This window comes from Burkholderia sp. SRS-25 (assembly GCF_004343765.1).
In the GTDB taxonomy this organism is placed as follows: Bacteria; Pseudomonadota; Gammaproteobacteria; order Burkholderiales; family Burkholderiaceae; genus Burkholderia; species Burkholderia contaminans.
This window is the reverse complement of record NZ_PTXM01000015.1, coordinates 108,357-121,762: the sequence shown is the minus strand read 5'-3', so window position 1 is coordinate 121,762 and position 13,406 is coordinate 108,357. Positions and strand designations below refer to the sequence as shown.

Sequence of the window (13,406 nt, the reverse complement as noted above, 5' to 3'; positions counted from 1 at the left end):
TATCGACTCCGTGACACGGCGCGCGACCCGCGCCGTGCGGCGGCGCTCGTCCCTCGATTCCACGACGCATCGACCCGACATCATGACTGACCGACACCTTTCCCCCGTTCCCTCCGACGCCGCGCGCTGGCAATTCTGGATCGACCGCGGCGGCACGTTCACCGACATCGTCGCGCGCCGGCCCGACGGCACGCTCGTCACGCACAAGCTGCTGTCGGAGAACCCGGAGCAATACCGCGACGCGGCCGTGGCCGGCATCCGCCACCTGCTCGGCCTCGCGGCCGGCGAGCCGATCACGCCCGAGCGCGTCGACATGGTGAAGATGGGCACGACGGTCGCGACCAACGCGCTGCTCGAACGCAAGGGCGAACGCACCGCGCTCGCGACGACGCGCGGCTTTCGCGACGTGCTGCGCATCGCGTACCAGAACCGGCCGCGCCTGTTCGACCTCGACATCGTGCTGCCCGACGCGCTGTACGAGACCGTCGTCGAGATCGACGAGCGCGTCGGCGCGCACGGCGAGGTGGTCGTGCCGCTCGACGTTCAGGGTGCCGAAGCGTCGTTGCGTCGCGTGTTCGACTCGGGCGTGCGTGCGCTGGCGATCGTGCTGATCCATGGCTATCGCTACACCGCGCACGAACGCATGCTGGCCGAACTCGCACGCCGGATCGGCTTCACGCAGGTGTCGGTGTCGCATGAGGTGTCGCCGCTGATGAAGATGGTGTCGCGCGGCGATACGACGGTGGTCGACGCGTATCTGTCGCCGATCCTGCGCCGCTATGTCGAGCAGGTCGCGCACGAGATGCCCGGCGTGAACCTGCAGTTCATGCAGAGCAGCGGCGGGCTGACGCGCGCCGATGCGTTCCAGGGCAAGGACGCGATCCTGTCGGGCCCGGCCGGCGGCATCGTCGGAATGGTGCGCGCCGCGCAGGCGGCCGGCTTCGAGCGCGTGATCGGCTTCGACATGGGCGGCACGTCGACCGACGTGTCGCACTACCACGGCGAGTTCGAGCGCGTGTTCGAGACGCAGGTGGCCGGCGTGCGGATGCGTGCGCCGATGATGAGCATCCATACGGTGGCCGCGGGCGGCGGCTCGGTGCTCGGCTTCGACGGCGCGCGGCTGCGCGTCGGGCCCGAGTCGGCCGGCGCGAACCCGGGGCCGGCCGCCTACCGGCGCGGCGGCCCGCTGACGGTGACCGACTGCAACGTGATGCTCGGCAAGATCCAGCCCGATCATTTCCCGCGCGTGTTCGGCCCGCACGCGGACGAACCGCTCGACCGCGACGGCGTGGTCGCGAAGTTCGCGGCGCTCGCCGACGAGATCCACGCGGCCACCGGGCGGCGCGAGACGCCCGAGGCGCTCGCCGAAGGCTTCCTGGAAATCGCGATCGGCAGCATGGCGAACGCGATCAAGAAGATTTCCGTGCAGCGCGGCCACGACGTGTCGCGCTACGTGCTGACGACGTTCGGCGGCGCGGGCGGCCAGCACGCGTGCGGCGTGGCCGATGCGCTCGGCATGACGCAGGTGTTCGCGCATCCGCTGGCGGGCGTGCTGTCGGCATACGGGATGGGCCTCGCCGACCAGACCGCGATGCGCGAGCGCGCGGTCGAGGCCGTGTTGTCCGACGATTCATTGCCGGCGCTGAATGCCGCGCTCGACCGGCTGGCCGACGAGGCCGCCGGCGCGCTGCTCGAACAGGGCGTGCCGCCGGAGCGGATCGCGACCGAGCGGCGCGTGCACCTGCGCTACCAGGGCACCGATTCGGCGCTCGACGTGCCGGCCGGCAGCGTCGAAGCGATGCAGCAGGCGTTCGAGGCCGCCTACCGGCAGCGCTACGCGTTCCTGATGCCGGGCACGCCGCTCGTCGCCGAACTCGCGTCGGTCGAGGCGATCGGCCGCTCCGACGCGCCGGTGGAGATCGCACCGCTCGCGCCGCGCAACGAGGGCGACGATGCCGCGCTGCGCGCCCATTCCGCGGTGCGCTTCTACTCCGGCGGCCAATGGCACGACGCGGCGCTCTACGTGCGCGACACGCTGCTGGCCGGCGACGCGATCGACGGCCCGGCGATCGTGGCGGAAAAGAACGGCACGACCGTCGTCGAGCCCGGCTGGCGTGCGCAGATGACCGCGCAGGGCAACCTCGTGCTGACGCGCACCACGCCGCTGCCGACGCGCCGTTCGCTCGGCACCGACGCCGACCCGGTGCGGCTCGAGATCTTCAACAACCTGTTCATGTCGATCGCCGAGCAGATGGGGCTGCGGCTGCAGAACACCGCGTACTCGGTGAACATCAAGGAGCGCCTCGACTTCTCGTGCGCGATCTTCGACGGCGACGGCAACCTGATCGCGAACGCGCCGCACATGCCCGTGCACCTCGGCTCGATGGGCGAGAGCATCCGCACGGTGATCGAGCGCAACCGCGGCCGCATGCGCGACGGCGACGTGTTCATGCTGAACGACCCGTATCACGGCGGCACGCACCTGCCGGACGTGACGGTCATCACGCCGGTGTTCGCGGACGGCTCGGACGCGCCGCTGTTCTACGTCGGCTCGCGCGGCCACCATGCGGACATCGGCGGCACGACGCCGGGCTCGATGCCGCCCGATTCGACCCACATCGACGAGGAGGGCGTGCTGATCGACAACTGGCAGCTCGTGTCGGCCGGCACGCTGCGCGATGCGCAAACCCGCGCGCTGCTCGCGTCTGGCCGCTACCCGGCACGCAACGTCGAGCAGAACATGGCCGACCTGCGTGCGCAGGTCGCCGCGAACCAGAAGGGCGTCGACGAGCTGCGCCGGATGGTCGCGCAGTTCGGCCGCGACGTCGTGCTCGCATTCATGGGGCACGTGCAGGACAACGCGGAAGAAGCCGTGCGGCGCGTGATCGGCGCGCTGCAGGACGGCGCGTACCGCTATCCGCTCGACAACGGCGCGGAGATTCGCGTCGCGATTCGCGTCGACCGGGCGGCGCGGCGCGCGGAAATCGATTTCACGGGCACGTCCGCGCAGCTCGACAACAACTTCAACGCGCCGAAAGCCGTGTGCATGGCCGCCGTGCTGTACGTGTTCCGCACGCTGGTCGGCGACGACATCCCGCTGAACGCCGGCTGCCTGAAGCCGCTCACGGTGATCGTGCCCGCGCGCTCGATGCTGAACCCCGAGTATCCGGCGGCGGTCGTGTCGGGTAACGTCGAGACGTCGTCGACCATCACCAACGCGCTGTACGGGGCGCTCGGCTGCGTCGCGTCGAGCCAGGGAACGATGAATAACTTCACATTCGGCAACGATCAGTACCAGTACTACGAGACGATTGCGGGCGGCAGCGGTGCCGGTGACGGGTTCGCGGGCGTCGGCGCGGTGCAGACGCACATGACGAACTCGCGGCTCACCGATCCGGAGGTGCTCGAATGGCGCTACCCGGTGCGGCTCGACTCGCACCGGATCCGCGCCGGGTCGGGCGGCGGCGGGCGCTGGCGCGGCGGCGACGGCGCGGTGCGGCGGATCCGCTTCCTGGAGCCGATGACCGCGTCGATCCTGTCGAACAACCGGATCCACGCGCCGTTCGGCGCGGCGGGCGGCGAGGCCGGCGCGCTCGGCCGCAACACGATCGAGCGCGCGGACGGCACGGTCGAGGCGCTCGACCATATCGGCCGCGCGCAGATGGCGCCGGGCGATGTATTCGTCGTCGAAACGCCGGGCGGCGGCGGATACGGCACGGCGGGCTAGGCCGTGCAGCCGACGCGCGAACGACATTGCAACGGACTGTGGAATAAACCCGCGCATTAACGCACGAAAGGAATCAAAATCGACGAAAAATCGGGTCGCCGAACGGCGATCCGACCCTGTCGACGCGGTCGCGTCACCGCGCGCTCCCTGAATGCTGGAGCCCGCCGCAAACGCCCGCCTGGCGGGGCACTCAGCCAATTCGCCGAACCCGTTGCGCACCGCCGCAACCGCGACTGAACCGGCTGCCGATCATGAAAAGTCCGGCTTGCCAATCGAGTCCCAATTCCTTGACACTCTGCTCTAAATGTGAGTGCCAATTCTGATCGTCATTTGATAAGATTGGTCTCATCATTCGTTAGGCAGCACCTGCGCGCATGACGCGCGAACGCCGGGTCGCATTAGCGGGAAACAAGTACGGGACGAGGCCCATCATCACGGCAATCACGGCCGCCTTTCCGGGCGCGCATCGCGCGCGGTCCGGCAGGGCGGTCGGCCGGCTCGCCTCCGTCTACACTGTGCGTTTTTTCTGGATCGGGGCGTCTCCATGGATGACGAAAACGATAGCGCGGTGCTCGAGGCGCACGTCGGTACGCGCAGCCCCTGCTGGCGTCTCGGCAGCGACAGCAATGCACTCGAACTGGCGGCCGTTCGCGGCCTGACCAACGTCGCCGTCGCGCTGACGGGCGAACAGGCCGAGCGCATCCGCGCGCTGACCGGCGTCACGTCGCACGTCGTGCTCGACATCACGCTGTTCGGCGAGCCGGTTCGCCTCCATCTCGTCGGCCGGAAGGTCGACACGACCAACTGGGCCGGCACGGCGTCCGCCTATTCCGATGCCGAGTCCGTCGCGTGCGATCTCGCGCACGGGCTCGCGTTCGCCGAGCAGGTCGTGTCCGAAGTGAATTCGCTCGTCGTGATCCTCGATCGCAACGGGATGGTGCAGCGCTTCAACCGCCTGTGCGAGGAAGTGACGGGCAAGCGCGAGGTCGACGTGATCGGCCGCAGCGCGTTCGAGCTGTTCATGAGCCCGGAGCAGGGCGCGCAGTCGCGCAGCAACATCACGGGTTTTTTCGCGAGCAACCATTCGTTCGCGGTCGAGCGCTACATCAACACGGTCAACGGGCCGCGCCTGTTCCAGTTCCGCAACAAGTTCGTGCAGAGCGGCAGCGGCGTCGACGAGCAGTTCCTGATCTGCTCGGGCATCGACATCACCGAGGAGCGCAGCGCGCAGCAGCGGCTCATCGAACTCGCGAACACCGACGTGCTGACCGGCCTGCCGAACCGCCATGCGATCAGCGAGCGCATCCACGCGGCAATCGCCGCCGAGACCGCCGCGACGCGCGGGCAGGTCGGCATCCTGTTCCTCGATCTCGACAACTTCAAGCGCGTCAACGATCACTACGGGCACATCACCGGCGACCGGCTGCTGCAGGACGTGTCGGGGATCATCAGCGGCTGCCTGCCGTCCGGCGCGACGCTCGCGCGGCTCGGCGGCGACGAATTCCTCGTGCTGTTCGAGCACGGCACGCGGCCGTTGCTCGAAGCGACCGCGCAGATCATTCTCGAACGGCTGCGCACGCCGATTCATCTCGGGCTGATGGAGGTCTACACGAGCTGCTCGATCGGCATCGCGATGCATCCGCAGCACGGCGATTCGCTCGAGACGCTGATCCGCAGCGCGGACACCGCGATGTACGTCGCGAAGGAAGAGGGCAAGCATACGTACCGCGTGTTCTCGCTGGAGATGAACCAGAAGGTCGCGAAGTACATGTGGCTCGACACGAACCTGCGCAAGGCGCTCGAAGAGGAGCAGTTCGTGCTGCACTACCAGCCGGTCGTCGATATCGCGACCGGCGACGTGCACGGCGTCGAGGCGCTGATCCGCTGGCAGTCGCCCGATCGCGGGCTCGTCGCGCCGGTCGAGTTCATCCGTTTCGCGGAGGAGTCGGGCCTGATCGCACCGCTCGGGCGCTGGGTGATGCGTACCGCGGCCGCGCAGGCCGCTGCGTGGAAGGCGAAGGGGCTCGGCATCCGGATCGCGGTGAACGTGTCCGCGCGGCAATTGCAGGACATGAACATCGTGCACCAGATGGCGTCGATCCTCGACGCCGCGGGGCTCAAGCCCGGCCTGCTCGACATCGAGCTGACCGAGAGCTGCTTCATCGAGGACGAGGATGCGGCCAACGGGCTGATGCGGCAGTTCCGCCAGCTCGGCGCGCAGATCCATCTCGACGATTTCGGCACCGGCTATTCGTCGCTGTCGCAGTTGTCGCGCCTGCCGCTCGATGCGATCAAGCTCGACCGCAGCTTCATCACGGGCATCGACCGTAATCCGCGCTCGCAGGCGCTGGTGCGCTCGGTCGTGTCGCTCGCGAAGGCGCTGAATTTCGCGGTGGTCGCCGAAGGCGTCGAAACGCATGCGGAAGCCGAATTCCTCAAGCAGCTCGACGTCGATCACGCACAGGGCTACTACTACGCGCGCCCGATGCCGGCACAGGCGTTCGAGGCGTGGCTCGCGGAGACGAGGAAGCTCAGGCTGATCGCCTGAGCTTCGTTCACGAACAGGCGCCGCCGGCGAGCGGCGGCGCCCGTCGCACTACACCGTGCGCAGCTTCGACACGCGCCGGTTCTGCAGCATCACGAGGCGTTCCATGTACGCGAGATCCTTCGGCTCGATCGTGAACGCCGCATGCACCCACGCTTCCGTGATGTCCATCAGCTCGGAGCGCGTCAGCTGGAACACCCGCTCGCGCGCGCGCAGCATCGCGCGCACGCCGTTCAGCTTCGGCTTCGTCACGTCGATGAAGGTGCGCGTCGCGAGATACGCGTCACCCGCATCGAAGGTCTGGTCGACCAGCCCGCGATCCTCGTACCACTCGGAGGCGTGCGCTTCACCGGTCGAGATCAGTTGTTCCGCAACGCCCCGATCGGCCTTGCGCGCGACGAGCGAATAGCCGCCCATGCCCGGGAACAGGTTGAACGCGATCTCGGGAAACCCGAGCTTCACGCCCTTCTGCGCGAGCACGTAGTGATGCGCGAGCGCGGCCTCGAAACCACCGCCGAGCGCGCTGCCCTCGACCATCGCGATCGAGATCGCCCCGGTGCCGAAGCCCGTGTAGATCTCGTACACGCCGTCGATGCACGAGCGCGCATAGGCCATCAGCAGGTCGCGCTTGCCGCTGCGGATCGCGTCGACGAAAAAGCTCAGGTCGCCGCCGACGTTGAACAGCTCGGGGACGAGCGAGCCCGTCACCCAGAAGTCGAACGGCAGGCCCGAGTCGCGTGCGACGCGCGCGAGATGGATGATGTCGGTAACGAGTTGCTGGTTGAAGCACGGCCGCGGCTCCGATCGCAGCATCATCCACATGACATTACGTCCTTCTTCATAAAAGGCAGTCAGTTGCGTGAGTTCGCCGGCTTCATAAAACGGGCGGCACGCGGGATGGGATTGGAGTTGCATGGTATGTCCTCGTGAGATGTGGTTTTCGAAGACCGTCGCGCCCGGTGCCGAGCGGGAGGCGAGTGTCCCGCAGGGTGCCGGGCGCGAGGCATCGCCATTGTTGCGCGCACACAAAAGTCGAATTGCGAGGAACCACGCACGACCGGGGCGCGGGTGGCGATCGCATCGGTGCGCGCGGGAAAGGTGGCGGCGCGCACGACAGGCCGGTATCGGGCGAAGGTGGGCGGCGCGTCGGACGAGGTTGGCAGGCGTGTGACAGCGGGCGGAAAGGTAGCCGGGCAGGTTCGCCGTGTTGCGCGAATGCGTGTACACGGCCGATCCGGCGCGTGGCCGCCGGCGTTGTCCGCTTACATGCTGAAAGCGGTGCCGGCCCGCCGTGCGGCCCCTATGGAAGATGCGGACTGGCGCCGCGCCCGTGCGTCGATTAGCTTTAAAGGATCACGCAGCGCGTGTCACCGGGCGCGCCGGGAGGGGACCATGACCACGTTCCAGAAGGTGTGGCAGTTGCTCGTCGGAAAGCCGCTCGACCCGCTCGATCCGCGCACGCGGCATGCGATCGCCGTGACGCCGCTGCTCGCCTGGGTCGGGCTCGGCGCCGACGGGCTGTCGTCGTCGTGCTACGGCCCGGAAGAAGCGTTTCTCGCGCTGGCGCACCACACGCCGCTCGCGCTGTTCCTCGCGCTCGCGACCGCGGCGACCGTGTTCGTCATCGCGCTCGGCTACAACCAGGTGATCGAGCTGTTCCCGACGGGCGGCGGCGGCTACCGCGTCGCGACGTCGCTGCTCGGCTCGAAGCCGGGGCTGGTATCCGGCGCCGCGCTGCTGGTCGACTACGTGCTGACCGTCGCGACATCGCTCGCGAGCGGTGTCGACGCGTTCTTCAGCCTGTTGCCGGTGAGTGCGCAGGCGTTCAAGCTCACGACCGAGATCGTGCTGATCCTGCTGATGACGGGGCTCAATTTCCGCGGGATGCGCGAATCGATCATGGTGCTGCTGCCGATCTTCATCGGCTTCGTGGTCCTGCATTTCGCGCTGATCGTGTATGGCGTCGCCGTGCACGGCAGCAGCCTCGCGATGGTGGTGCCCGACGCCGTGCACGAAGCGCACGGCATGTCGCAGTCGCTCGGCCTGTTCGTGCTGCTCGCGCTGCTGATGCGCGCGTTCTCGCTCGGCGGCGGCACCTACACGGGCCTCGAGGCCGTGTCGAACAACGTGAACATGCTGGCGGATCCGCGCGTGCCGAACGGCAAGGTGACGATGTGGTACATGTCGACGTCGCTCGCGTTCACGGCCGGCGGCATCATCCTGCTGTACATGCTGTGGCATGCGCGGCCCGTCGAAGGCCAGACGCTCAACGCGGTCGTGTTCGGCAGCGTGATCGATCATCTCGGGCTCGGCTCGGCATTTGCGCGCCACGCATTGCTCGCGGCCGTGCTCGCGTTCGAGGCCGGGCTGCTGATGGTCGGCGCGCAGACGGGCTTCCTCGACGGCCCGGCCGTGCTGTCGAACATGGCGTCAGATTCATGGGTGCCGCGCCATTTCCGCGACCTGTCGGGGCGCCTCGTGCGGCAGAACGGCATCATCGTCGTCGGGCTGTCGAGCCTGCTGATCCTCTTGTGGACGCACGGCAGCGTCGACGTGCTCGTCGTGCTGTACAGCATCAACGTGTTCCTCACGTTCAGCCTGTCGCTGCTCGGGCTGTGCACGTACTGGTGGCGTCATCGCAGCCAGCAGGGCTGGGCCAAGCACTTCTTCCTGTCGGCGCTCGGGCTGAGCGTGACGGCGACCGTGCTCGTCATCACGCTGATCGAGAAGTTCACGGCGGGCGGCTGGCTCACGGTGCTCGTGACGAGCGCGGTGATCGCGCTGTGCTTCATGATCAACCGGCACTACGCCTATACGCGTGCGCAGCTCGCGAAGGAAGACGCGCTGTTCTCAGGGAAGGCGCCCGAAGTCGACGAGGCGAGCGCGCCAGGCAAGCCCGACCCGTCGCAGCCGACGGCCGTGCTGCTGGTCGGCAAGCATCGCGGCGCGAGCATGCACGCGCTGCTGTGGGTCAACCGGCTGTTTCCCGGGCACTTTCGCAACGTGATCTTCCTCGCGGTCGGCGAAGTCGACGCGAAGGCGTACGACGGTCACGAGCATCTCGAACGGCTGCGCCACGCGATCACCGAATCGCTCGACTACTATGTCGCGCACTGCCGCCGCCACGGCATCGCGGCCGATTACCGGATCGCGTTCGGCACGAATCCCGTCGTCGAATTCATGAACCTTGCTTCGTCGACGCTCGACGAATACCCGAATGCCGTGTGCTTCGCGAGCAAGCTGATCTTCCGGCGCGTGAATTTCCTCACGGCCTGGCTGCACAACCAGACGCCCGTCGAGCTGCAGGCGCGCCTGCACGTCGAGGGCAAGCAGATGGTGCTGCTGCCGATGAACGTCGGGTAGCGGCGGGCGAAACGGCTCACCCGGCTGATGAAAACGATCGCGGCAAGCGCACGGGCGACTGCAAATGACGCGCTGACACGGGCGCGCCCATGGTGCCGGCGACGGTCGGCCGGGCCGTCACGGATGGTCGCGCTTGCGCGCGCGATGCGGCCGCCGCAGGTGCGCGTGGCGATACGTTGCCCGCAGCCGCTCGCGCCGCCCCCGCTCGTAGAAGAACAGCCCCAGCAGCGCAGCGAACGCCAGCAGCATGACGAATTGCACGATTCCGTTTGCCATATCGCCTCCGGCAGCATGGGCGGCCGCTGCTTCGCACGCCAGCCGTCGCCCGTGAAGACGTTTTCATTGTAGAAGCCGCCGCGCAGACCGTCGCTTGACGCTCGCGCACGGGGCGCACAAACTGGCCGGCACGCGTGCGTGCCGCGCCGGTCCGGGTTGCGCGGCCGCGTTTTCACGCGCATGGCGCGACGAGGTGCGTTGTGGTGCCCTTTTATCCCCGAGTGTTCGGCTGGACGCTTGCCGGCGCGCTCGCGCTCGGCCTGCCGGACGCGCATGCCGCACCGCCTGGCGCATCGCAGCCCGCGGACGTCGCCGCCGACACGGGCGGCGGCGCGCCCGTCACGGTCGTCAGCGACGTCCACGAATTCGTGATCCAGCACGACGGCTCGCTCGACGAGCACGACGATTCGACGCTGCGCGCGAACGACGCGAACGGCATCGATGCCATCGCGCAGCGCTACGTGTGGTTCGACAGGAATCTCGAGAAGGTGGACCTGCTCGCGGCCGAGACGATCGACCGCGACGGGGTCGCGCATCCGGTCGGCGCGGACGGGATCCGCGACGTGCAGGAACCGCGCTCGGCCGGCGCGCCGACGTTCCAGGACGGGCTGCTGCGCACCGTCGTGTTTCCCGGCGTCGAAGCCGGGTCGAGCACGCGGGTGGCGTTCCGCAAGACCCGCACGAAGCCGGTCAACCGCTGCTACTTCGGCTATACCGTGGAGCCGTCGCGGGAGCCGGTCGACAGCCAGCGGCTGATCTTCGACGTGCCGGCCGACATGCCGCTGTATGCGGATGCGCGCGGCTACGTCGCGCTGCCGCCGGTCACCGCGAACGGCCGCACGCGCTACGAATTCGACTACCGGCACGGCCCGTACGACCGCATCGAAAGCGGCGCGGTCGGCTACGCGACCTACGGCGACCGGCTCGTCGTGTCGACGCTGCCCGACTACGCGGCGTTCGCCGCGCGCTATCGCAACGCGGCCGTCGATCCGGGCGCCGACGATCCGGCCGTGGCACAACTGGCGCGCGCGCTCACCGCGGGCGCCGCCGATCCGCGCGACAAGGCGCGCCTCCTGTACGACTGGGTGCAGGCGAACATCCGCTACGTCGGGCTGTTTCTCGGCGAAACGGCCGCCGCGCCGCATCGCGTGACGGACATCCTGCGCAACCGCTACGGCGACTGCAAGGATCATGTCGCGCTGTTCGGCGCGCTGCTCGCGGCGGTCGGCATTCGCAGCGAGCCGGTGCTGCTCAATCTCGGGTCCGTCTACACGCTGCCGTCGGTGCCCGGTTACGGCGGCGGGGCGATCAACCACGCGATCACGTGGCTGCCCGATCTCGCGCGTTATGCGGACACGACGACGGCCGGCATCGCATTCGGCTATCTGCCGCCGATCGTGATGGACCGTCCCGCGCTGCTGGTCGACACCGGCGTGCTGTCGCGCACGCCGGCCACGCAGCCGCGCGGCCGCCTTGCGCGGGTCGAGATCGATGCGGCCGGGGCGGGCGCGACGCGTTTTCATGCGTACGTCGAGGACGACGGCTGGACGGCCGAGCTCGAGCGCAACCTGTTTCGCCGCGCGACGCCCGACTCCGTCGCCCAGCTCGCGAACAACCGTCTGCGGCAAAGCGGCCTGCGCGGCCGCGCGCAACTGTCGACCAGCGACCGGCGCGTGACCGACGGACCGTTCGACGTGACGATGTCGGGCACGCTCGATCATTTCGTGTGGCCTGACGGCACGACTGCGGTGCCCGCGCTGTCGAGCCTGACGGGCGGCATCGCGACGCAGGTCGAGAACTGGCTCGCCGAGCCCGTGCGCACGCAGCCGTGGGGCTGCATCGGCGGCACGTTCGACGAGACCGGCCAGATCGCGCTGCCGGCGGACGTCGCGGTGACCGACCTGCCGGCCGATACGGCCGTGCACGACCGCTTCGTCGACTTCACGTCGCATTACGTATTCGACGCGGCTGCGCGCGTCGTGCAGGTCACGCGGCGAATGACCGCGGATTTCGGCCGTCAGGTGTGTTCGGCGGACGAATTCACGGCGCTGCGTGCGTCGCTCGAACGCATCGAACGCGACACGCAGGCGCAGATCGTCGTGCGGGCGAAAGGGCGTTGAACGGGCAGGGAACGTGAGCGCATCGAGGCGATCGCTCGACGCGCAGGAGGGACATCATGACGGAACGGGATCACGAGATCGCCGATCTCTCGAAGGAATTGCTGGGCCGGATCGTGCAAGGCACCGTGGCGAGCGGCGCGGTCGTCGATGCTGAGCTGTGCGCGGCGCTTGCCGTGCAGTGCGCGACGGCGCTGGTCGACAGGCTGGACGCGCGCAGCGACTGAGCGCTGCCGTCACGCGCGACGGCAATGGGGGCGACGCGTGGCGGCCGCGGCCGGCATCACGCATGAGGCGTGACGCGCGCCACGTCACGCATTACGCTTCGACCCGCGCGTCGCCGTCCGCGCGCACGGCGCCCGGCGGCTTGCCCACCACGCGCTTGAACGCGCGGCTGAACGCGGCGAGCGAGCCGTAGCCGAGCCGGTACGCGACGGCCTCGATCGTCTCGTGGTCGCGTGTGATCCATTGCGCGGCGAGCCGCATCCGCAGCTCGGTCAGGTAGCGCACCGGCGTCATCCCGGTGGCTGCGAGAAAGCGTTCGGCGAACACCGAACGCGACACGCCCGCTTCGGTCGCGAGTTCCGCCACGCTCCAGTTGCGGCCCGGATCGCGATGCAGCGCGACGATCGCGCGGCCGAGCTTCGGCTCGCGCAGCGCCTGCACCCAGCCCGTCGCATCACCGCATCCGCATTCGACCCAGCCGCGCACGATGAACGCCGCGACCACGTCCGCCAGCCGCGCGAGGATGCCCGCGAAACCCGCGCGCGCCGAGCACGCTTCGCGCTCCATCGCGTCGAGCATCGGGCGGATTTCCGGGTAGCGCGCGAGCAGCGTGCCGACGTGCATGAACTCGGGCATCGTGCCGACGAGCGGCTGCATGCCGCCGAGATCGAGCTCCATGCACGCGCTGAAGATCAGCGCATCGCCGGCGCCCGGCTCGGCCGTCGCGCAACGGGCGGGCGACACGCCGGCCGACGCCACCGACGCGACCGTATCGCAGATCTTCGCGACCTCGAAGCCGTTGATCTCGCGGCACGGTGCATCGGGGTCCGACAGCAGCGCGTGCATGCCGCCGCGCGGCAGCAGGATCGCGTCGCCGGCTTCGAGCCGCATCGTGGCGCCCGACGCGTCGCGCAGCAGCACGGGCCCGCGCCCGACGAAATGGAACTGCGCGCGCCCCGTCCCATGGCCGAAATTCAGCCCGAACGGCCGCGCGACCTGGATGCGGCGGTACTGGACGCCGCTCAGGCGCATCCCCAGCAGCAGCTCGCTGACGAGGTCGTGCACATCGGGGATGGGCGGAAGCAGGGGCTCGGACATATCGAGATTCGGACGAACGATCAACAAGAACGGATTGTATGTCATAGACCGTCCT

Annotated in this window: 8 protein-coding genes; 5 read left to right on the top strand and 3 right to left on the bottom strand. The window is 68.7% G+C overall.

Translation table 11 applies throughout. The features are described from left to right. Nucleotides 1-82: 82 nt before the first annotated feature. Together C5O79_RS21270 and pdeR are read left to right on the top strand one after the other, a co-directional pair. Nucleotides 83-3,727 carry a hydantoinase B/oxoprolinase family protein gene (locus C5O79_RS21270; protein WP_122474911.1) on the top strand — a complete coding sequence of 1,215 codons (3,645 nt, stop codon included), beginning with the start codon at nt 83-85 and terminating at the stop codon, nt 3,725-3,727. 544 nt (nt 3,728-4,271) lie between these two features. After that, complete coding sequence (gene pdeR / locus C5O79_RS21265) at nt 4,272-6,275, top strand: cyclic di-GMP phosphodiesterase (protein ID WP_047851808.1); 2,004 nt, start codon at nt 4,272-4,274, stop codon at nt 6,273-6,275. 48 nt (nt 6,276-6,323) lie between these two features. On the opposite strand, the gene C5O79_RS21260 is transcribed toward pdeR, so the two are convergent. Then, nucleotides 6,324-7,187 (bottom strand): crotonase/enoyl-CoA hydratase family protein, encoded by an 864-nt coding sequence (locus tag C5O79_RS21260; RefSeq protein WP_039354460.1) that lies wholly within the window; start codon nt 7,185-7,187, stop codon nt 6,324-6,326. Nucleotides 7,188-7,664: 477 nt separating this feature from the next. Between C5O79_RS21260 and C5O79_RS21255 the strand changes: the two genes are divergently transcribed. Beyond that, nucleotides 7,665-9,635 (top strand): APC family permease, encoded by a 1,971-nt coding sequence (locus tag C5O79_RS21255; RefSeq protein ID WP_046549272.1) that lies wholly within the window; start codon nt 7,665-7,667, stop codon nt 9,633-9,635. 117 nt (nt 9,636-9,752) lie between these two features. On the opposite strand, the gene C5O79_RS38185 is transcribed toward C5O79_RS21255, so the two are convergent. After that, nucleotides 9,753-9,911, bottom strand: coding sequence for a hypothetical protein (locus tag C5O79_RS38185; protein WP_160310340.1), 159 nt, complete (start codon nt 9,909-9,911; stop codon nt 9,753-9,755). 200 nt (nt 9,912-10,111) lie between these two features. On the opposite strand from C5O79_RS38185, the gene C5O79_RS21250 reads away from it, so the two are divergent. Then, nucleotides 10,112-12,031, top strand: coding sequence for a DUF3857 domain-containing protein (locus C5O79_RS21250; protein WP_122474920.1), 1,920 nt, complete (start codon nt 10,112-10,114; stop codon nt 12,029-12,031). 56 nt (nt 12,032-12,087) lie between these two features. Next, nucleotides 12,088-12,255, top strand: coding sequence for a hypothetical protein (locus C5O79_RS38180; protein WP_163009012.1), 168 nt, complete (start codon nt 12,088-12,090; stop codon nt 12,253-12,255). Between the two features lie 91 nt (nt 12,256-12,346). Here the strand turns inward: C5O79_RS38180 and C5O79_RS21245 are convergent, their stop codons facing one another. Beyond that, complete coding sequence (locus C5O79_RS21245) at nt 12,347-13,396, bottom strand: AraC family transcriptional regulator (protein WP_122474922.1); 1,050 nt, start codon at nt 13,394-13,396, stop codon at nt 12,347-12,349. Nucleotides 13,397-13,406 lie beyond the last annotated feature (10 nt).